The organism is Marinomonas sp. (genome assembly GCF_965225885.1).
Lineage (GTDB): Bacteria > Pseudomonadota > Gammaproteobacteria > Pseudomonadales > Marinomonadaceae > Marinomonas.
Genome location: NZ_OZ245329.1, coordinates 3,123,836 through 3,145,278, shown reverse-complemented (window position 1 = coordinate 3,145,278; position 21,443 = coordinate 3,123,836). Strand labels below are relative to the sequence as shown.

At 42.9% G+C, this 21,443-nt stretch carries 19 protein-coding genes; 12 read left to right on the top strand and 7 right to left on the bottom strand.

Translation table 11 applies throughout. The annotated features are described in order from the left end of the window. Positions 1-150: 150 nt before the first annotated feature. A complete protein-coding gene (locus ACO05V_RS14960; protein ID WP_421853084.1) occupies positions 151-918 on the bottom strand; it encodes a sulfite exporter TauE/SafE family protein in 768 nt (255 codons plus the stop codon). A gap of 181 nt (positions 919-1,099) precedes the next feature. Between ACO05V_RS14960 and ACO05V_RS14955 the strand changes: the two genes are divergently transcribed. Further along, entirely contained in the window at positions 1,100-1,939 is an 840-nt protein-coding gene (locus tag ACO05V_RS14955) for a LysR substrate-binding domain-containing protein (RefSeq protein WP_421856981.1), read from the top strand. 71 nt (positions 1,940-2,010) lie between these two features. On the opposite strand, the gene ACO05V_RS14950 is transcribed toward ACO05V_RS14955, so the two are convergent. Both ACO05V_RS14950 and leuA read right to left on the bottom strand, forming a co-directional pair. Continuing rightward, a complete protein-coding gene (locus tag ACO05V_RS14950) occupies positions 2,011-2,379 on the bottom strand; it encodes a methionine-R-sulfoxide reductase (RefSeq protein WP_421853082.1) in 369 nt (122 codons plus the stop codon). 265 nt (positions 2,380-2,644) lie between these two features. Then, positions 2,645-4,318, bottom strand: a complete 1,674-nt coding sequence (leuA, locus tag ACO05V_RS14945; protein WP_421853079.1) for a 2-isopropylmalate synthase — start codon at positions 4,316-4,318, stop codon at positions 2,645-2,647. Positions 4,319-4,529: 211 nt separating this feature from the next. On the opposite strand from leuA, the gene ACO05V_RS14940 reads away from it, so the two are divergent. Together ACO05V_RS14940 and ribA are read left to right on the top strand one after the other, a co-directional pair. Next, positions 4,530-5,003 carry an Lrp/AsnC family transcriptional regulator gene (locus ACO05V_RS14940; protein ID WP_421853076.1) on the top strand — a complete coding sequence of 158 codons (474 nt, stop codon included), beginning with the start codon at positions 4,530-4,532 and terminating at the stop codon, positions 5,001-5,003. A gap of 100 nt (positions 5,004-5,103) precedes the next feature. Beyond that, the gene (ribA, locus tag ACO05V_RS14935) at positions 5,104-5,712 is read left to right on the top strand and encodes a GTP cyclohydrolase II (RefSeq protein ID WP_421853073.1); all 609 of its coding nucleotides are present in this window, start codon (positions 5,104-5,106) and stop codon (positions 5,710-5,712) included. A 99-nt stretch (positions 5,713-5,811) separates the two neighbouring features. Here the strand turns inward: ribA and ACO05V_RS14930 are convergent, their stop codons facing one another. After that, entirely contained in the window at positions 5,812-7,017 is a 1,206-nt protein-coding gene (locus ACO05V_RS14930; RefSeq protein WP_421853070.1) for a DEAD/DEAH box helicase, read from the bottom strand. A gap of 231 nt (positions 7,018-7,248) precedes the next feature. Between ACO05V_RS14930 and ACO05V_RS14925 the strand changes: the two genes are divergently transcribed. Both ACO05V_RS14925 and ACO05V_RS14920 read left to right on the top strand, forming a co-directional pair. Then, a complete protein-coding gene (locus tag ACO05V_RS14925) occupies positions 7,249-7,809 on the top strand; it encodes a DUF1415 domain-containing protein (RefSeq protein WP_421853067.1) in 561 nt (186 codons plus the stop codon). 77 nt (positions 7,810-7,886) lie between these two features. Next, complete coding sequence (locus ACO05V_RS14920; protein ID WP_072839270.1) at positions 7,887-8,720, top strand: CvfB family protein; 834 nt, start codon at positions 7,887-7,889, stop codon at positions 8,718-8,720. Between the two features lie 137 nt (positions 8,721-8,857). Here the strand turns inward: ACO05V_RS14920 and gatB are convergent, their stop codons facing one another. Genes gatB through gatC form a run of 3 tightly spaced genes read right to left on the bottom strand, consistent with a single transcriptional unit; the run spans position 8,858 to position 12,065 of the window. After that, entirely contained in the window at positions 8,858-10,303 is a 1,446-nt protein-coding gene (gatB, locus tag ACO05V_RS14915) for an Asp-tRNA(Asn)/Glu-tRNA(Gln) amidotransferase subunit GatB (protein WP_421853064.1), read from the bottom strand. A gap of 2 nt (positions 10,304-10,305) precedes the next feature. Then, positions 10,306-11,766, bottom strand: a complete 1,461-nt coding sequence (gene gatA / locus ACO05V_RS14910; RefSeq protein WP_421853061.1) for an Asp-tRNA(Asn)/Glu-tRNA(Gln) amidotransferase subunit GatA — start codon at positions 11,764-11,766, stop codon at positions 10,306-10,308. An 11-nt stretch (positions 11,767-11,777) separates the two neighbouring features. Next, entirely contained in the window at positions 11,778-12,065 is a 288-nt protein-coding gene (gene gatC, locus ACO05V_RS14905) for an Asp-tRNA(Asn)/Glu-tRNA(Gln) amidotransferase subunit GatC (protein ID WP_072840935.1), read from the bottom strand. Positions 12,066-12,301: 236 nt separating this feature from the next. On the opposite strand from gatC, the gene ACO05V_RS14900 reads away from it, so the two are divergent. The 7 genes from ACO05V_RS14900 to ACO05V_RS14870 all read left to right on the top strand — a co-directional run bounded on the left by ACO05V_RS14900 (position 12,302) and on the right by ACO05V_RS14870 (position 21,422). Further along, positions 12,302-13,345 carry a rod shape-determining protein gene (locus tag ACO05V_RS14900; protein WP_012069640.1) on the top strand — a complete coding sequence of 348 codons (1,044 nt, stop codon included), beginning with the start codon at positions 12,302-12,304 and terminating at the stop codon, positions 13,343-13,345. A gap of 67 nt (positions 13,346-13,412) precedes the next feature. Next, positions 13,413-14,198 (top strand): rod shape-determining protein MreC, encoded by a 786-nt coding sequence (gene mreC / locus ACO05V_RS14895; protein WP_421853057.1) that lies wholly within the window; start codon positions 13,413-13,415, stop codon positions 14,196-14,198. Next, positions 14,195-14,668 (top strand): rod shape-determining protein MreD, encoded by a 474-nt coding sequence (mreD, locus tag ACO05V_RS14890; RefSeq protein WP_421853054.1) that lies wholly within the window; start codon positions 14,195-14,197, stop codon positions 14,666-14,668. Before mreC ends, mreD begins: the two co-directional genes overlap by 4 nt. Positions 14,669-14,688: 20 nt before the next feature. After that, positions 14,689-15,297, top strand: coding sequence for a Maf family protein (locus ACO05V_RS14885; protein ID WP_421853050.1), 609 nt, complete (start codon positions 14,689-14,691; stop codon positions 15,295-15,297). Continuing rightward, positions 15,290-16,744: a ribonuclease G gene (gene rng, locus ACO05V_RS14880; RefSeq protein WP_421853047.1), complete on the top strand. Its 1,455-nt coding sequence runs from the start codon at positions 15,290-15,292 to the stop codon at positions 16,742-16,744. Before ACO05V_RS14885 ends, rng begins: the two co-directional genes overlap by 8 nt. Before the next feature lie 17 nt (positions 16,745-16,761). Beyond that, on the top strand, positions 16,762-20,589 hold the full coding sequence (locus tag ACO05V_RS14875) for a YhdP family protein (protein WP_421853044.1): 3,828 nt from the start codon (positions 16,762-16,764) through the stop codon (positions 20,587-20,589). After that, a complete protein-coding gene (locus tag ACO05V_RS14870) occupies positions 20,589-21,422 on the top strand; it encodes a carbon-nitrogen hydrolase family protein (protein ID WP_421856978.1) in 834 nt (277 codons plus the stop codon). Before ACO05V_RS14875 ends, ACO05V_RS14870 begins: the two co-directional genes overlap by 1 nt. The last annotated feature ends 21 nt before the right edge of the window (positions 21,423-21,443 follow it).

The window sequence follows — 21,443 nt, the reverse complement described above, 5'->3', positions numbered from 1 at the left end:
TTTGTGTTTTCGCTGAGCGAAGGCACGCCATACGAGGGTTTGCAGCGCACTAGCGACGGCGGTTGGGTCGCGGTGGTGCTGCGGCAACAATTTAGGTCAATGGACGATCAAGTTAAGGGCGCTGGTTCATCAATGATATTGCTTGTGGCATTACAGCTGCCCAAATATAGTCGATCCCATTCTTCCTATTAGAAAGACGAGAAGGATTAAGAAGAAGATTCGTATAAAGCCACTTCCGTAGCGTAAAGCCAAGAATGAACCTGTAATGGCGCCTGCGATATTGCAGACGGCGACCATGCCGCCAATTTCCCATAAGACGTTACCTGAGGGAATGAAAAACAGTAATGCTGCGCTGAATGTGCCTATGTTGACTAGTTTTGCGGAGGCTGAGGCGTTGAGGAAATCGAATCCAAATCCTCTAACAAAGAGAAACAGCAAGAAGCTTCCACTTCCTGGGCCAAATACGCCATCGTAAAAACCAATTAATCCGCCGAATATAATACCTCTTAAAATTTCTTTGTTGCTGCATTGAATATTGGCGTGGGTTTGTCCTAGGCTTTTTTTTGTGAAAGTGTATATGGCCATGATTATTAAGAGAAAAAAGACTAGATAGGTCATTACGTCTTTTGGAATATAAGAGACCGACATGGCGCCAAGGAAGGCAAATGAAAAGGCAGATATTGTGGTTGGAATCATCAGTTTCCAGACGATTTTAATGCGCTTTAGGTAAGTGAAAATAGAAGACAAGGTGCCTGCCCACACGGCAACTTTATTGGTTCCAAAGACTGTGGCTAGGCTGAATTCGGGTAGTGTGTGTAAAAGTGCGGGAAGTAGAACGAGTCCGCCACCGCCGACAGCTGAATCTATTAATCCGCCACAAAAGGCGAAAAAACCAAGGGCAATTATGTCGGTGCTCATACATTTTTATCTAAAATGATTAGTGTTTGGTGGTTGCTATATGACAATGGCTTACCTTTTCTCGGTTGTTATGCAGGAGTTGGTAATGACATTAATTCAGTAGATAGCTTTAAAAAAGTAACTTATATTGATGTTATTGTTCTTTTAAAGTGAGTAATGGATGGAATTTTCTCAATTGAAAATGTTTAAAATGGTCGCTGACATGGGCAGTATTGCTCGTGCGGCTGAGCAGTTACATTGTGTCCCTTCCAACGTGACCACCAGAATTAAGCTCTTAGAAGAGGAGCTTGGTGAGAAGCTGTTTATAAGAAAAGGCCGAGGGCTGATCATTAGTCCTGCGGGTGTTGTCTTTCTGGACTATACGAATAGAATTTTGTCTTTATGCCAAGAGGCTAAAAGAGCCATTGAGCCGGACGCTTTGCCATCGGGGGAGTTGAAAATTGGCGCTATTGAGTCATCGGCGACGGGGCGGCTTCCTAAGTTATTATCTAAATATCATCAACTGTATCCCGCCGTGCAAATGCAATTTAGTACAGGAACATGGACGCAATTACTCAATGACGTCATCAACCATAAACTTGATGGGGCAATTATCGCCGTTCAAAGTGACCATCCGTTATTGAATAGTGTTGAAGTATATAAAGAAGATCTGGTTTTGATTGCTTCCTCGACCTACGGAGAAATAAAGCATCCAAGGGATTTAATTGGGAAGGATGTTTTTATGTGGCCAGAAGGGTGTCCATATAGAAAGGCATTGCAGAATTGGCTGGGTGAACACGATGTGTCTGTTCCTATTGTTAGTATCGCGAGTTACGGAACGATTCTTGGTTGTGTCAGTGCTGGCGCGGGTGTGTCACTTGTGCCGAAGGGCGTTTATGAGCAATTTAAAAATATTGGCGGTGTTCATGGTTACTCGTTTAGTCAGTTAACTTCCATTCAGAACTATTTTGTCTGGAATAAAAGTGTCGGACGGCATCGTGCCAAAGATGCGTTTGTAGATTTGCTTAAAGTGACGTTTTAAAAGGTATAAAAATAGAAAAGGGTTAACAGGCAATACTTTCGATTTGCATGTTAACCCTTTTAAAAAATCAATCAGCCTTGGCTTACGAACTTCATTGAGATGGAGTTAACGCAGTGGCGGATGTTGTTTTCAGTCAGTCTTTCCCCTTCAAACACATGGCCTAGATGGCCTTCGCAGTTTGCGCAGACTATTTCTACACGACGGCCATCGGCATCTGGTACGCGCTTGACGGCATTGGGGATTTCGTCATCAAAGCTTGGCCAGCCGCAATGAGAGATGAATTTGTGTTCTGAAGTGTAAAGCGGCGCTTCGCATTGGCGACAAACATAAAGACCACCTTCCATTGTATCGGTGTATTCGCCAGTAAATGGGCGTTCTGTGCCTTTATCAAGGATTATACTGGCTTCTACAGGTGTCAGCTTGTTATATGGTTTACTCATAAGACTTGTTCTCCTGTCACTATGATGGACGTTATTAGCATAAATTATGTCATGCCTTATCGCTGTAGACTAAGACAATAAATTGCACAACGAGTTCGGTGTAAAAAACAAGCGTGATAAAACCAATATTTTTGAGCTGGTGTTAGATTTAAATGAGTTTTGTATTTTTCATTTTGAGGGAAACAGTAGTTGGCTAATTAAAAAGCCGAAAATCTCATCGATTTTCGGCTTTTTTGTTTTTTACTGGCTTGCTACAGGTTGTTAATTACGCAACTGCAGAGTTTTTGTTTTCAGTGATTTTTTGGTTCACTGTTGCCAATAGAGCCTGGATTGATGCAGACACTATGTCGTTATCAATAGCGACACCATTGAAACGATCACCGTCGATATTCGCTTGCACATAGGCGATGGCTTGTGAATCGCTGCCTACTGTCAAGGCGTGTTCTTGATACTGGATGATATCGACACGCATATTGAAGTGTTTGCCTAACGCTTCGCTAAAAGCAGACAACGCGCCATTGCCGTCACCGCTAATCTTGATTCCAGAGTTGTTGCTAATAAGTTCGGCATGAACGGTATCAACATCGTCTTTTGCAAGGTCGTATTTGCCCAATTTGTATGGTGTCGTGCCTGTCATGAAGCTGCTTTCGAACAAGTTTTTCATCGATTCAGCGTCTACAACACCGCCATCTTTTTCGGCAAACTGTTGAACGATTGGGCTGAATTCTACTTGTAACCAGCGTGGCAAAGCCAAACCGTATTCTTGCTCAAGAGTATAAGCGACGCCGCCTTTACCGGATTGGCTGTTTACACGAATCACTTCTTGATAGCTGCGTCCTACATCGCGAGGGTCGATTGGCAAATAAGCCACATCCCAAGGTTTGTCGTCGGTTTGGTTAGCTAGGCATTTTTTAATGGCATCTTGATGAGAGCCAGAGAAGGCGGTGAACACCAATTCGCCTGCGTATGGGTGACGCGGGTGAACTTGTAATAAGGTGCAAGCTTGAACCACACTTATGATGCGGTCCATATCGCCCAACGCCAACTCTGGATCAATACCTTGGCTGTATATATTCATCGCCATAGTGACGACGTCCATGTTGCCTGTACGCTCGCCGTTGCCTAGCAATGTGCCTTCGATACGGTCTGCGCCAGCCATAACGCCTAATTCTGCTGCTGCTACACCACAACCACGGTCGTTGTGCGTGTGTAAGCTTACAATCATGCTGTCGCGCTGCTTAACATTGCGGCAGAAGTATTCAATTTGGTCTGCATAACGGTTAGGAGTCGACACTTCGACGGTTGCAGGCAAGTTGATAATAATTTTGTTGTCTGGGGTCGGTTGCCAAACATCAGTAACAGCATCGACAACTTCAATGGCGTAGTCGATTTCTGTGCCAGTAAAGCTTTCTGGAGAGTATTGGAATACCCACTCTGTTTCTGGGTGCTTCGCAGCGTGTTCTTTTACGCATTTAGCGCCATTGACCGCGATTTGTTTGATGCCTTCCATGTCCATACGGAATACTTGCTCACGTTGTGTTGTAGACGTTGAGTTGTAAACGTGAACGATGGCTTTTTTGGCACCTTTTAGTGATTCATAAGTGCGCTCTATCAATTCTGGACGTGCTTGAGTCAATACTTGAATGTATACATCGTCTGGCACTTGATCTTCTTCGATCAACCAACGAACGAAGTCAAAATCTAATTGCGAAGCAGCAGGGAAGCCGACTTCGATTTCTTTGAATCCAACGTCTACTAACAGGGCAAAAAATTGCTTCTTTTGTTCCACAGTCATAGGTTCAACCAAAGCTTGGTTGCCATCACGCAGGTCAACACTAGACCAGATTGGGGCTTTAGTGATTTCTTTGTCAGGCCACGTACGGTTGGCAATAGCGACTGGCTTGAATGGCGTGTACTTTTTATGGTCAAAAGACGACATGATCTTGTCCTTATTAATAGGAGGTCGGTAAACCTCGTTGTTATTAGTGCGTCTTGAGTAGGCGCTTTTTTCTTGGTGTTTCTTTGTTTTTCAATTTGTATAGTGTACCCAAAAAATATGAGTAAAAGATTGCGTTTTTTATGAAAAATTCAATTTGTATGGCATTATATTGCGTAATAATTGATAAATTTAGCAATTTGAGGTTGCGTATATGGGGTTTGATAAAATCGATTTGAATATATTGCGAGAGTTACAGCAAGATTCTAGCTTAACAAATCAAGAGTTGGCGGATCGAGTTGGGCTTTCGGCGTCGCCTTGTTTACGTCGGGTGAAGGTGCTGGAGGAGATTGGGGTAATAGACCGTAAAGTGACTATCTTAAAGAAATCGAGTCTCGGGTTGAAGCTGACGGCGTTTTTACAGATTAGTATGGATCGACATACCCCAGACCGATTCAGTGTTTTTGAGGATCAGGTGGATGTTTTCCCAGAAGTAAGAAATTGCAATTTAGTGACAGGGCAAAACTGTGATTATCTATTAGAAGTCGTGGTGGAAGACATGGAAAAATACCATGATTTTTTATTAGGGAAGCTAACACGCATACCTGGCGTGACTGGTGTTCAATCAAGCTTTTTGTTACGCAGTGTTAAAGAAAGCACTTCTTTGCCCCTAGATCATTTGATTTAGAGGGGGATTTCCTTATTTAGCATTGATATTTTAGCTTTTGACCAAATTAATGGGCGTTATACTTGTTACAGTAAAAAAAAGTCCCTAGTAGAGAAGTAGTATGAGTGATTTGACAATTAAGCGTCGAGTGATGATTCCCGTGAGGGCGGGCGACGTGATGGCCGAATTTATTTCCTTCAACGGTGATGATTCTGGCAAAGAACATATAGGGATATTTTTCGAAGGTACAAAAGCAAAAGATGGCAATGGCATTCCATTGGTCCGTCTACATTCTGAATGTTTGACCGGTGATGTGTTTGGTTCCGGTCGTTGTGATTGTGGCGAACAGCTTGATGAAGCGATTGATCGCATTAATGAAGAAGGTGGTTACATCCTTTATTTGCGTCAAGAAGGTCGTGGTATTGGTTTGTACGCAAAACTAGAAGCCTACGCTTTGCAAGATCAAGGTTATGATACTTATCAAGCCAATGAAATGTTGCATTTACCAGACGATGGTCGCGATTTCGGTATTGCAGCAGAAATGCTACAGGCGCTTGGGGTTTCCAAAGTTCGTTTGTTAACCAATAATCCTGATAAAGCGCAGCAGCTAATAGAGCATGGCATTGATGTTGCGGAATTGGTTCCGACCAAAGTGCATGTTAATCAGCATAATCGTTCGTATTTAGAAACCAAGGCTAAGCGTAAACAGCATACTTTGAAGTTTGACTGAGATAATGCGGTCGTTTTGTATTTTAGATATATAAAGATAGAAACAACAAAGGCGCTTAATCAGCGCCTTTGTTGTTTTAATAGACTTTAGAAGCCAGCCTTATTTTTTACTAGGCGCTGGTTTTTTCTTTTTCTTCTTGCTGCTTGGTGAGCGAGCTTTTGTTTTTGCTTCAAGTCCTTCAATGCGGCCAAATTTAATGTTGGCTTGCATGAAGCGTTGAATCTTTTCAATCATCGGCAAATCGTTAATATCGATCAATGAAATGCAATCGCCCGGCTCACCTTCACGTGAAGCACGTCCAGCGCGGTGGATGTAAGAGTCAGCTTTACGCGGAAGACGAAGGTTGATTACAGTGTTGATTTCTGGAAGATCGATGCCGCGTGATGCGACATCGGTTGCAACCAATACTTGCAAACGGCCACGTTTCATCTGCTTCATGTGTTCGCTGCGGTCGCCTTGTTTCATTTCGCCGTGCAAACCATCACACATCAAGCCCATTTTACGGATGCGTTGAACCCATACGTCAACGTGCTCGCGGTTGGAAACAAACAATACCGCTTGTTGGACGCGTTCTTGTGTTAATAGATGTTTCAGTACCGCTTCTTTATGTTCTTCGCTGTCTACACGGTAGGCGATTTGGCGAATTTGGTTTGGTACTGTACGCGATGATTCGCCAAGGCGAATTTGTTGTGTCTCGCTATTGAGTAGGGCGCTGGCAAAGCGCCCCATTTTTTCGCCTTCTAGCGTGGCAGAGAACATCAAGGTTTGGTGTTCTTTTGGTAGTTCTTTGGCAATGTGGTTGATGGCGCCTACAAAGCCCATGTCTAGCATGCGGTCTGCTTCGTCGATAACGAAATAAGACACATCCGTTAGATCAAGCCATTGCTTCTCGTCTAACTCAACCAAACGACCTGGCGTCGCAACCAGAATGTCGCATGGCTCGCTAAGTTGTTGCTGCTGCATGCCATAAGGTGTGCCACCTATAATGAGATGAGACTGAATTCGTGTGTGTTGTGTTAGTTGTTCTACCACATTGAAAATTTGGCGTGCTAACTCGCGGCTTGGTGCCAAAATCAATACTTTCGGTGCTGTGGTGGATTGCTCGTCACGGTCAAGAATATGCTGAATGGCTGGCGCACAAAAGGCGATGGTTTTGCCTGTACCAGTTGGGGCGGTTGCAAGTAGATCAGAGCCTTCTAAGGCTATTGGTATCGCTTGTTCTTGGATTTCTGTCGGGGTTTCAAAGCCAAGATCACTAATGGCTTGTTCTATGGTGAAATCCAAATCTAATTCAGCAAATGACATGTAAACTCTCTGTAGCGGGATAAGTGGTACGACCAACTATTAATGTCATAAATTAACTATGAAAATCATAATGAATTTGGGCGTATGACCACTATAATGGACTGTATTAATAATCATGATACCTTGTTTTCTGAGGATTCGAAATCTAAACCTCAGGTGATGGCTTGATAAGTTAGACCCTTTGTACGCTTTGTTCTAAAATACCGACAAATATTTATAAGAAGACACGTTATGCTCCTATCAGATGAATTAGTCACCACCCAATCAATGGCATGGGTAAAAGAGTTTATTGTGGCGTTAAATGTTTGCCCTTTTGCTAAGCGAGAAGTGGAGCGAGACAGCGTACGTTGCGTGGTGTTGCGATCAAAGAAAGTGGATGTGGCACTAGAAGAGTTAATAGCGGAAGTTCAGTGGCTGGATGAGCATCCAGAAACAGAAACAACGTTACTGATTTTTCCAACCTTATTTAAAGATTTTCATCGTTATTTAGATTTTGTAGAAACGGCTGAAAATCTAATGTTTGATCAAGGTTGTGAAGGTGTTTATCAATTAGCTACCTTTCATCCTGATTATTGTTTTTCGGGCACAGAACCAGATGATGTATCCAATTATACCAATCGTTCGCCTTATCCAATGTTGCACCTTTTAAGAGAAGCCAGTGTCGATAAGGCGATTGAGTTCTATGGCGATACGACTGAGATACCGAATCAAAATATTGAAAAAATGGAAGAGCTTGGGAAGTCTAAGCTAGATACTATATTTGCTGGTTGTATGGAAGCGAATAACGACTAAATTAAAATTTTAAAATATCTATATGCGCAGACATATGAAGTGCGTATAGTGCGAAAAAATTGCTTGCCGGAGAACTCATGGCTACACAAATTGGGCGCTTAAATACATTAAGAGTCGTTAAAGAAAAAGATTTTGGTGTGTATTTAGACGCCGACCAATTAGGCGAAATTTTGCTTCCTAAGCGTTACGTACCAAAAGGCGTAACGGTAGACGATGAAGTAGAGGTGTTCGTTTATTTGGATTCAGATGATAAATTGATTTCAACGACTGAATTTCCTAAGGCTCAAGTTGGCGAATTCGCCGCGTTAACGGCAATAGCGGTAAACCAAGTTGGGGCGTTTTTTGATTGGGGGTTACCTAAAGATTTACTGGTGCCTTTTAGTCAGCAAAAAAACCGTGTCGAGGAAGGTGAGACGCATTTGCTTTTCATCTACTTAGATCAAGCGACGAATCGAATTGTTGCGACCACTAAAGTAGATGCTTTGCTGAATCGCGAAGAAGCGCCTTATCGTGTTGGCGATAAAGTCTCTATCATTATTGGTGATAAAACCAATATTGGCTTTAAGTGTGTTATCGATAATCGTTTTTGGGGTGTTTTGTTTTTTGAAGACGCGTTTAGGCAGCTTCGTAAAGGCGAAAAAACGGTTGGTTTTATCAAGCAGATGCGTGAAGACGGCAAGATCGATTTGAGCTTGCAAGAAGTTGGTTACAAGAAAGTACGCAATATATTGGATGATATTCTGGATTACTTAGATGCTCATGGTGGTGAATCGCCATTGACGGACAAGGCATCACCAGAAGCCATTTATGCTGTATTTAAGGTAAGTAAAGCAACCTATAAAAAGGCTTTGGGTGCGCTTTATAAAGAGAAGAAAATTCTTCTTACCAAAGAAAAAATCTCTAAAATCTAGTTTTAGTTGATTGATAAAAAAAGCCGCTAAGGAAGACTTAGCGGCTTTTTTTGATCTCTTCATGCAAGTTCAGCAAAACCATAAACACATTGCAACTCACTGGGTTATTTGGGTTTGAAATTTGCTGTTAGCAAATTTTAACCCTTCAGCATTTTGGCAAGAATCGGGTTAACCAAGCCTGGGTTGGCTTTGCCTTGCGACGCTTTCATCACCTGACCAACAAAGAAGCCGATCATTTTCTTCTGCTTATCTTCGTCGGCAGCGCGGTATTGCTCAACTTGAGCGGCATTGGCGTCTAAAATAGTTTGGATCATGGCTTCAATAGCGCCTGTATCCGTCACTTGTTTTAGGCCTTTTGCCTCGATGATTGCGTCTGCTGAACCTTCGCCATCCCACATCGCTTGGAAAACATCTTTCGCTGTTTTGCCATTGATGGTGTTGTCTTTGATTCGAACCAGTAGTTCGCCAAATGCCTGAGCGCTAACGGGAGAGTTTGCGATGTCTAGCTGTTCTTGGTTAAGAAGCTTGCTTAGTTCACCCATGACCCAGTTTGCGGTTAGCTTTGGATCCTTCACAACATTGTTGGCATTTTCAAAGAAATCAGCCGTAGCGCGAGAGGATGAAAGAACGTTTGCGTCGTATTCACTTAGGGCGTGCTCGCTTTGGAAACGTGCTGCTTTTTGGCTTGGCAGTTCTGGCAAAGTTGCCTTGATGCCGTCAACGTATTCTTGTGTTAACACGATAGGAAGCAGGTCAGGACATGGGAAGTAGCGATAATCGTTGGCATCTTCTTTAGAGCGCATGCTGCGCGTTTCGTTCTTCTCTGGGTCATACAGGCGAGTTTCCTGAATGATGCGACCACCGTCTTCCAAGATGTCTGCTTGGCGTTCAATCTCGGTGTAAATGGCTTTTTCTATGAAGCGGAACGAGTTGACGTTTTTGATTTCGGTGCGTGTACCGTATTCTTTTTGGCCTTTAGGGCGCAGTGACAAGTTAATATCACAACGCATCGAGCCTTCAGCCATGTTGCCATCGCAAATGCCAAGGTAAGTCACAATAGAGTGAATCATCTTAACGTAAGCTACGGCTTCTTTTGCAGAGCGAATATCTGGCTCAGATACGATTTCTAACAAAGGTGTGCTAGAGCGGTTTAAATCTATACCTGTCATGCCTTGGAAATCTTCATGCAAAGATTTACCGGCGTCTTCTTCAAGGTGGGCGCGAGTGATGCCAACGCGAGAAGTCGTGCCGTCTTCTAACATGACGTCAAGGTAACCTTTACCAACAATAGGATGATCCATTTGGCTGGTTTGGTAGCCTTTTGGAAGATCTGGGTAAAAGTAGTTTTTGCGGGCAAAAACCGATGTCATACCAATTTCAGCGTTTATTGCGTGGCCAAACATAACGGCCATGCGCAAAGCTTCTTTGTTGAAAACAGGTAATGCGCCAGGCATGCCTAAATCGACAAGCGTGGTTTGTGTGTTTGGTTCTGCACCAAAGCCAACCGCCGCGCCAGAAAATAACTTTGATTTGGTAGAGAGCTGAGTATGAATCTCAAGGCCAATAACCACTTCCCAATTCATGCTTATGCTCCTTTTGCCATAGTTGGTGTTTGTAAGTGCCAATCAGTGTGTTGTTGGTACTGATGCGCTACGTTTAATAGCTTGGCTTCGGCAAAATAGTTGCCCATCACTTGAAGTCCGACAGGCATGCCGTCCGCAAAGCCTGCTGGGATAGACATGGCCGGGATGCCTGCAAGGTTAACGGATAGCGTATAAATGTCTTCTAGATACATGGCGACTGGATCGCTGGTTTTGCTGCCAAGACCAAATGCCGTGGTTGGTGCAACAGGACCCATGATGACGTCAACGTCTTCAAGGGCTTTAACGAAGTCTTCTTTAATAAGGCGACGAATCTTTTGCGCTTTCAAATAGTAAGCATCGTAGTAGCCTTCAGAGAGGGCATAAGTACCAACCATGATGCGTTTCTGTACTTCAGTGCCAAAACCTTCAGCACGAGAGCGCGTATACATATCAAGTAAGTCTTTTGGATCGTTACAGCGGTGGCCGAAACGAACGCCGTCAAAGCGTGATAGATTTGAAGAGGCTTCAGATGGAGCGATGACATAATAAGATGGAATGCTAAGTTGTAGGTTTGGCAGTGAAATCTCTTTTACTGTAGCACCTAGTTTTTCAAACTCTTTCACGGCAGCCATAATAACGTCTGCGACTTGTGAGTTTAGACCGTCGCCGAAGTATTCTTTTGGTAGGCCAATTTTTAAACCCGTTAATGGTGCGTTTAGGTTTGCTAAATAGTCTTCAGTTGGTGTTTCTGCTGACGTAGAATCTTTTTCGTCGAAGCCAGCCATGGCTTGCATCAAGTGCGCACAATCTTCTGCGCTTTTCGCCATTGGGCCACCTTGATCAAGGCTGGATGCGTAGGCAATCATGCCGAAACGAGATACACGACCATAAGTTGGTTTAAGGCCTGTGATACCGCAGAAAGACGCTGGCTGGCGAATGGAGCCGCCTGTATCTGTGCCTGTTGCGGCAACGGCTAGTCCAGCGGCAACGGCAGCAGCAGAGCCGCCGGAGGATCCGCCAGGAACCATGTCTAAGTTCCAAGGGTTTTTCACGGCGCCGTAAAAACTGTTTTCGTTAGAAGAGCCCATGGCGAATTCGTCCATGTTGGTTTTACCCAACATGACTGCGCCAGCTTGTTGAATGCGGCTGGTGACAGTGGATTCATAAGGTGGAATAAAGTTATTTAGCATCTTAGAGCCACAAGTGGTTAATGTGCCTTCTGTGCAGAATAGATCTTTATGGGCAACGGGGATGCCTGTCAAGCTAGTGCCTTTTCCGCTTTGAAGGAGTGCGTCAGCTGCCGCTGCTTGTTCTAAAGCGCGTTGTTCGCTAACGGTAATGAAGCTGTTTAGTTGTGGGTCAAGTTTGGCTATACGCGCTAAAAAAAGTCGGGTTAGCTCAACACTGGAGATGTCTTTGTTGCGCAATTTCTGTGCTAATGTCGAGATGCTTTGTTCGAACATGCTTGTCTCTCTTAATCGATCACTTTCGGTACTAGGAAAAGGCCGGCTTCGGTCTGCGGTGCGTTCGCTAGGAAGGCGTCACGGCGATTTTCTTCGGTGACTATGTCTTCTCTCAATCTTTGAGTCATTTCAAGCGGGTTGGATAATGGTTCAACGCCATCGGTATTGACAGATTGCATTTGTTCAACAAGTGATAAAACGCTAGAAAGTGATTGTTGGTATTGATCGGCATCAGCCTCAGTGAGAGCGAGGCGCGCCAAGTGCGCAATTTTTTGCACGTCTTGTTTGTCTATGGACATGTTCCACCTGATATTTTGATTATCGTAAATGCCCGCCATTGTATCCCTTAGTTGTATTGCTATAAAGCGAAGAGGGCTAAAAAGAGGGCTTATTTATTATTTATTAAAAAAATTTTAGTAAACAATGAAATACATGGGAACTTTTTTCAGTTTTACGCGGAATCAACTTGCCCAATGGCCTCGTGATTGTTACATTTTGACGCTGTTCGTATCGTATTATCAGGGTGTAGGAATTCATGTTTAAGAAAATCAGGGGAATGTTTTCAAGCGATTTGTCCATTGACTTAGGAACGGCAAATACCCTTATTTACGTTCGTGGCCGTGGGATTGTGCTTGATGAGCCATCAGTTGTCGCCATTCGTCACAATGGAAATCAAAAAACAGTAGCATCAGTTGGTACCGATGCGAAGCGTATGTTAGGCCGTACTCCAGGTAATATTACGGCTATTCGCCCAATGAAAGATGGCGTTATCGCTGATTTTCATGTCACAGAAAAAATGTTGCAGTACTTTATTTCCAAAGTTCACGAAAATAGTTTTTTGAAGCCGAGCCCACGTGTTTTGGTTTGTGTACCTTGCAAGTCAACTCAGGTTGAGCGTCGAGCTATTAAAGAGTCTGCTTTAGGGGCTGGTGCTCGTGAAGTTTATATTATTGAAGAACCAATGGCTGCTGCGATTGGTGCGGGTCTTCCTGTTGCGGAAGCATCTGGTTCTATGGTGATTGATATCGGTGGCGGCACGACTGAAATCGCTATCATTTCCTTGAACGGTATCGTGACATCTGAATCCATTCGAGTTGGTGGTGATCGCTTTGATGAAGCCATTACAACTTATGTTCGTCGTCAATATGGCAGTTTGATTGGTGATGCAACTGCAGAACGAATCAAGACTGAAATCGGTATGGCTTACCACACTGGTGAAGAGTTACAGATCGATGTTCGTGGTCGTAACTTAGCAGAAGGTATTCCACGCTCGTTCGTTTTGAGCAGTACTGAAATCCTAGAAGCACTACAAGAACCTTTGGCGCAAATTGTTCAGGCTATTAAAGGTGTTCTTGAGCAGTCTCCACCAGAATTGGCGGCAGATATTGGTGAAACTGGTTTGGTCTTAACTGGCGGTGGCGCTTTATTGCGTGAAATCGACCGTTTAATCAGTGAAGAGACTGGCTTGCCCGTTATTATTGCTGATGACCCACTAACTTGTGTTGCTCGTGGCGGCGGTATGGCCTTAGAGTTAATGGATAAGCACGCATCAGAGCTTTTTACTGCGGACAATGAGTAAAAGTTAGGAGCGCACCATTAAAAACTCGCTTCAGTATAGCGGTAAAGTTTCCAGCACTCGTTTTATTGTGTTGGTTATTTTGTCTATGGCGATGATCATTGCAGATGTTCGTTACTCTGTGTTCTCACAAGTAAGGCCTTATTTGACCTTGCTTGTGGCGCCTATTCAGGTGGTGGTGAATACCCCTCAGAAAATGTTAAATTGGGCCGGTGAGCATCTTGCAAGTAGGGAAGGGTTGGTAAGAGAGAATCAATCTCTACAGTCAGAAATATTGTTACTGCGTAGCCGTCAGCAACGTCTCGATTCCCTCCAAGCAGAAAACGTTCGTTTGCGCGAGTTGTTGGATGCTTCCCAACGCGTCGACGAAAAGATTGTCATGGCGGAAGTTATAGGTTTCGATCAGAATGCCTACAGTCATAAGCTAATGATAGACAAAGGCTTTTCATCTGGTGCTTATGTTGGTCAACCCGTATTGGATGCGACTGGTGTTTTGGGGCAGGTAGTAGAAACTGCAGCCTACAGTAGTCGAGTATTACTAATTGCCGATGCGAGCCATTTTATTCCGGTGCAACTAACTAGAACAGGGTTTCGAGGGATTTTGAGAGGGACAGGAAGCTTAAAAAGTTTAGAGCTAATGAGTGTTCCTCGATCTGTCGATATTAAAAAAGGCGATATTCTAACGACTTCTGGGTTGGATAAGCGTTTTCCTAGTGGTTATCCTGTGGGTGTAGTCAGAAGCGTTAAGTATACGCAAGGTAAGGCTTATGCAGATGTTGACGTCGTTCCTTTAGCTCAGTTGGGGCGTAGTCGTCATGTCATGCTCATTGAAAAGCCGAAGGCTGGGCGAGAATGAAACCGATTTTTGTTTTTTGTATCACTCTGTTAACTGCTTTAATGCTTGAGGCGGTTCCTTTTCCTGAAGAGCTTGTTTGGTTTCGCCCAGAATGGGCTTTGTTGGTTATTTTGTATTGGGTTATTGCTTTGCCATTCCGTGTCGGAGTCGGCTTAGCTTGGTTTTTGGGCTTGATGGTGGATTTGTTACAGGGTGGCATAATAGGTCAACACTCGTTAACGTATGTCATTATTGCGTATACATGCGCTGTGTTTTATAAGCGTTTGCGAATGTACCATCGTTGGCAGCAAGGTTTTTTTATCTGTTTGCTGGTAAGTATTAATCAGTTGGTTGATTTTTGGATCGATCACTATCTTGGTCATGCAGAACCAACCTTAATGATCTTTATGCCTGCGGTTATTACTGGGCTGTTGTGGCCTTGGTCATTTATTATTTTGCGTAGCGTGCGGCGCATTTATGCTATCCGTTAGGCCGTTTTTAGGGAAAGTTTATGCTTGTTTTGGCTTCAGCTTCGCCAAGAAGAAAAGAGCTACTTAGTCTCTTGGTGAAAGAATTTGAGATACTGCCTGCCGATATAGATGAAACTCCAAATCATCAGGAAAAGGCTGAAGACTATGTTGTTCGTATGGCAGTTGAAAAAGCGAAAGCGGCTTCATTGAAATATCAACAACAATTTGGTTTTAATGCCTCCACCATTTTTTTGTCCTCAGACACAAGTGTCGTGGTTGATGGCTATATCCTAGGTAAACCCGCTTCTCTTGAAGATTCCAGATCTATGTTAAGGCTGCTTTCTGGCCGTTCCCATCAAGTTATTACCTCATTATGCCTTTGCAATCTAAAACATGAGCATGTCGCAACTCAATGTGTTATCAGTGATGTGCTTTTTCGTGAAATTTCAGATGTTGAAATAGATCAATATTGGAAAACCAATGAGCCCCAGGATAAAGCGGGTTCTTATGCTATTCAAGGGCTGGGGTCTGTGTTTGTTCGCTCTATTTCAGGATCTTACTCTGCAGTCGTTGGGCTGCCGCTTTATGAAACAGCGCAATTATTGGCCCAGTTTGGAATTCATTCGCTAGAGGAAATGTCTCATGAGTGAAGATGTACTCATTAATGTTACTCCTATGGAGATTCGTGTTGCTCTAGTTGAAAACGGTGTATTACAAGAAGTCTACATTGAGCGCTCAAGTCGTAAAGGGATTGTCGGCAATATTTATCAAGGTAAGGTGGTTCGTGTTCTTCCTGGTATGCAAGCGGCTTTTGTTGATATTGGTCTTGAAAGAGCGGCATTTATTCATGTATCGGAAGTTGTAAGTCGTGATGCTGTTAACCCAAGTGATCAAATTGGTGATTATTTGCGTGAAGGGCAATCGTTAGTCGTTCAGGTAACTAAGGATCCTATTAGTTCTAAGGGCGCGCGTTTAACAACCCATCTTTCTATTCCTTCGCGCTATTTGGTTTATATGCCAGATCAAGCCCATGTCGGTGTGAGCCAAAGAATAGAAGATGAATCGGAGCGTGAACGTCTAAAGTCATTGGTGTCGGAAGCATTAACAGACGCTGATGAAAACAGCGGTTATATATTACGAACTGCTGCGGAGCGCGCTGGTGAAGAAAAGATTCTTGCTGACATTAAATTTCTGACACGATTATGGCAGTCTGTTAAACGCCGCATGCAAAATGCTAAAGCGCCTTCTATTATTTACGAAGATCTTCCTTTGCATTTGCGTACTATGCGCGACTTAGTTGGGTTAACTACAGAAAAAATCCGCATAGATTCGAAAGAAAACTACGCAAAGCTTCGTGCATTTGCCGAAGATTTTATACCTGAATTGAGAGATCGCATTGAGTATTATCCAGGTGAGCGTCCAATCTTTGATTTATATAGTGTTGAAGATGAAATTCACAAGGCGTTAGATCGTAAGGTGCAGTTAAAGTCTGGTGGTTACTTGTTGGTAGAGCAAACTGAGTCGATGACTACTATAGATGTGAATACTGGTGCTTTTGTGGGAAGTCGCAATCTTGAAGAGACTATCTATAAAACTAATCTTGAAGCTGCGACGGCTATAGGTCGACAACTTAGATTAAGAAACCTTGGTGGCATTATTATCATCGACTTTATCGATATGGAAGATGAAGAGCATAAGCGTCAAGTGTTACGGATGCTCGAGAAAATATTAGACGCGGATCATGCAAAGACTAAAATTACTGGTGTTTCAGAGCTTGGTTTGGTTGAAATGACGAGGAAAAGAACTCGCGAAAGTCTTGGTCAAACGTTGTGTGAGCCTTGTCGATCTTGTCGTGGCAGTGGTTTGGTCAAAACACCTGAAACAGTTTGCTATGAAGTGTTCCGTGAAATTTTAAGAGCAGATCGTGCTTATAACTCACAAACTTATACTGTATTGGCTGCAAGTACTGTAGTGGAAAGATTTCTTGATGAGGAAAGTGCCGCTGTTGCTGAGTTAGAGGCTTTTATCGGTAAAACGATTCGTTTTCAAGTGGACTCTGTGTATACACAAGATCAATATGATGTTGTTTTGCGTTAACAAAAAAAGGTCTTAAGATGCGTTGGTTGTTGCGTAAACTGATCCTTTTCTCTTTCTGGGGGGCGATTGCTTTCTCGGCATTGCTTGCTATTTTTGCCGTCAGTGTTGGCCAGCTGCTTCCTTATCTGGATCATTATCGTCCTCAAATAGAGCACAATCTTCAGCAAATCATGGGATACCCTGTTACATTAGAGGAAATTGGTGGTCGCCTTGAAGGTGTTGATCCAACAGTTTCTATTAGTGGTTTTCATTTGTTGGCAAATGGGCAGACAGCGATCACTGTTAGTGAAATGCGAGTGCGCTTGGATGCGGTTAAGTCACTTCTTACTTTGAGTCCGAAGTTTACCTATATTCGATTTGTGCGTCCTACGGTTGCGTTACAAGAAAATGATGGTCAGTGGCGGTTAAAAGGCGCGACACCTTCGCGCGATGTCGGCAATGAAGTAGGGGTTGAACGTGTTTTGGATTACCTGTCAGCACAAAGAAATTTTTCTATTTTTGGTGCTGAATTAAAGATTGATAGCGCTCAATTTGGTCAGCATTCTGTACGTATCCCTCACGTTTACATCTTTCAAAAGTCATTTGAATCGTTATTAACATCAGAGCTTTATTTGGATGATTATCAATCACCATTTGAAATAAATGCTCGCATCGATGAAACTCGCGGTTTGCTGGGTAATTATCGAGTTAAGGCATCAATTAAAGCGCCACTATTTTCTATTCCTTTAAACGAAATGTTGCCTGAAAATCCGTATTCTCTGTCTTCTGTCGAACTGGGTGGAGATATCTGGTTGGATGCATTAGTTGGCAAGGAGTTAGAGGTAAGAACGGAATCAACACGCTTAAATGTCTCATTTGACGACGGCCAGCAGTATGAAGTCTCTTCCTCTATCAAGCTTCGATATTCTCAAAAGCATCCAAATGTACGAATGGATGTTCACAATATGCTTATCAAAGATAAAGGTGGCTTAAACTACCCGACAACCGATTTATCATTTGATTGGTCGTCGGTAACCGGTCGCTCTAACGTACGTTTTAATCGTGCAGACCTAGGTTTGGCTCATCAAATTGCTTCTCATTTTTTACCTGCAGAAACGAATGCCTCAGCAATCTTGAATGGCCTTGAGCCCAACGGAATGGCTAAGAACGGTTTCGTTAGTTTATGGCGTGAAAACGATGAGTTGTCCTTTCAGTTTTTAAGTAATTTACAAGCCGCTTCTATCAACGGTTATAAAGGTGTTCCTCAGGCAAGCAACATTAATGCTGTGTTTAGTCTGTCTAACGAAAGCGGTTATGTCGATTTTCGTGGAACAGACAGCGAGATAGCTTTTGACACTATTTATGATGATTCTTGGCGTACAGAGTTGTTGTCAGGGTATGTTAGTTGGCAACAGCAGCAAGATGTTTTTTTAGTTGAGGGTCGAGATCTCGCTGTGCAGCGTAACGGTGCTGACGTAAATGGCGGATTTCGGTTAGAAGTTCGAGGTACCGAGCCAGATTGGATTGCATTGGATCTGCACGGACGTAATTTATCAGTAGCTGATCGTTTAACTTATCTTCCTCCAAAAGCGCTTAGTGCTGATCTTATGTCTTGGCTAAAGGGTGCTTTTGCGGACACTGGTAAAGTAGACAGTGTCGATGTGTTGGTGCAAAGTGAATTATCTGATGGCGCTGAACCGCATGTTCGTGTGCAGCTTGCAGTAAGTGATGCGGATGTGACGTTTGATGAAAACTGGCCGACAGCAACTAAGGTTAATGGTTTTTTTGAGTTTGACGAGGCGGGTGTTTCTGTTCAGGTTAAATCGGGTAGCTTACTCGATTTGCCTGTCGGTAATTTATTACTAACGGTTCCTATTTCAAATGGTTCTGCTGATTGGTTAAATCTAAAAGGCGATGTTAGTAATCGTGCTCCACTCATTTTAGCAACGCTGAGATCAACGCCTTTAGCGGACTCTGTACTTAAACCCTTTGCGAATTGGCAACTGGACGGTGACATAAAATCCGACTTTGCTGTGTCTATCCCTTTTGCAAAAGGGGCTGAGCCAAGGCTTAAATTAGGGATAGAGTTTAAAGATAACAACCTTATTATGAATGATATTGAGCTCGCGCTTGATGTTAAAGATGGGCGCTTGAATTACAGTTCAGATAATGGCATTACTGATTCTGAGTTTAATGCTCAGACTTTAGGGGGGGCTTCTCACTTAGTTCTGTCTTCTGCTGCAACGCCAGATGGTGGACTTGCAGTTATGGGTGAGCTTTCTGGTAATGTTGGTGTTAAGCAAGTCGCGCAATGGAATAAATTGCCTGCGGTAATGGTCAAAACATTATCTGGCAGTACGGCTTACACAGGAACCTTGTCGGTTAATAAGTCGCAGGAAGGCCAGGTGAATGTGGTTATAGAAAGTGACTTGCAGGGGGTCGGTATCGATTTACCGAGTCCTGTTGGTAAAGCTGCCGATGAAACGAAATTGTTACGCATTAAGATGATGCAGCATGAAAAAGACATTGTCATTGATGCTGATTATGCCTCTTTTTCACAAGCGAGATTGTTGCTTCAAAATAATCAATTTATGGGAGGGGAGTTGATTTTGAATGGCAATAAATCCTCGCCATTTAGTGGTCAAATTCCCAAATGTTTGGTGTTGGCTGGTGATTTTGATCGTATAAATGTTCCGGACTGGCAATCTGCATTTTCTAAATTGTCTGACTCTTCAGAGGGCACTTCTTATACCTTGGAAGTGCCTAAGTTACCAGAATGGCTGAGTCGCGTTGACTTGATAGTAGATGAAGTGACTGTTAATCCAGATAACGTTTGGCATAATTTTAAGGTTTCTTACAATGTTGCAGCTGATAAATCACTTTATGTCAGCTCCGATGAGATGAATTTTTCATTGCTGAATACATCCGGTAAGCCGGATTTGCACTTTGGCTTTCTTAGCTGGAATACATCAAAAGAAGATGACTCAGCGAAAACTGATTCGGGTGCAAAGGAGTCGCCTATTTCAGCCAAGCAGATCCCGAATATGACATTGTCTGTTGATCAGCTTTATCTCAATGGTAGTCCCTATGGTGATTGGGGATTAGCTATTTCTCGACAAGGGAATCTTGTTAAAATTGATCCTATATCGACAAAACTAAAAACAGGAAATTTTAAAGGAAGTTTATCTTGGTTGGATCAAGGCAATAACTCCAGAGTGGATCTATCCCTCGCTGCAAGTGGCGAAAACTTAGCAGAACTAACACATAAATTTTCCAATGAAGCGATCGTCTCCTCAAAAAAATACAATATTGATGTTGGATTGGGTTGGAAAGGACATCCCTTTTATTTTGATAGGCAGTCAGTGTCTGGACATATTGATTTCTCTGCTGAAGATGGCAATTTTAATAAAGTAGATGAATTACCTGCATTCTTAAAAGCATTGGGAATCTTTAATATTGGTGCGTTGAATCGACGTTTGTTACTAGATTTTTCTGATGTGTATGAGCCTGGATTGACATACGATGAATTTAATGGGCGGCTTTCATTGAGCCAAGGGATTTTAACTACCACTTCGCCAATTACTATCAATGCCCCTTCTGCAGAGCTTGTCGTGGCTGGAGAAGCCGACATTGTAAATGAAACTTTGAATGAAAAGCTAACGGCTACTTTTCAGTTGTCCGGAACGCTTCCTTTGGCCGGTTTGCTTTGGGGGACTCCTCAATTGGCTGGCTTGCTATACATCACCGATAAATTAATTGGTGATCAACTTTCAAAAGTCACCAGTGTTCAATATAAAGTGCAAGGTTCTTTTAATGACCCTGTTATGACCCCGATTCGTTATAAGCCATTAGAGAAAAAAGATTGATGAATTCTTTGTGTGTTGCTGCGATTCAGTTAACGAGTACTAAGAATTGGCGTGAAAATCTAGCTCAAGTTAAAGAGCTTGTTGGGTTGGCTGTAAGTGACGGCGCCAAGTTAGTGGTGTTGCCTGAGAATGTGTTTTTGTTTAATGGCAAAGGCATGAGAAGGTTGGCTGAATCAAATGATCAAGTGTTTTTGTTAAATGAAATATCTAATTTGGCTATGAAGTACTCTATTTATCTTGTTGTTGGTTCTCATCCGTCATTGTTGAGACCAAGTGGTGATGTGGTTGCTAATGGTCGTGTTAGGCAAACATGTTGGGCGGTTGGGCCGGATGGTACTTTTATTGAACGTTATGACAAAATTCATCTGTTTGATGTAACTGTTAATGATAAGGCGGCATCCTATAAAGAGTCTGACGTTATTGAGCCGGGTGAGTTGGCTTTAAAAGTTATTGATGTGGATGGTTTTAAAGTTGGTTTAAGTATTTGTTATGACTTACGTTTTCCAGAGCTCTACCGTGAGCTAACTAGATTGGGTGCTGAAGTGTTGCTGGTGCCGGCAGCGTTTACTTATGTTACAGGAAAAGCTCATTGGGACGTTCTTTTGTCTGCGCGTGCTATTGAAAATCAATGTTATGTGCTGGGAATTGGTCAGTGTGGTTGGCATAACGAAACTAGACAAACCTATGGCCACAGTGTTTTGTATGCTCCCACTGGAGAGCATTTGGCTAATTTGCAAGAAGATCCCGGGTATTTTGTTCTTACTATCACAAAGTCTGCTTTAAATGATTGTCGACAAAAAATGCCTTGTTTTTCACATCGTAGAATTACATAAAAAACCTAGCTTACATGTTTA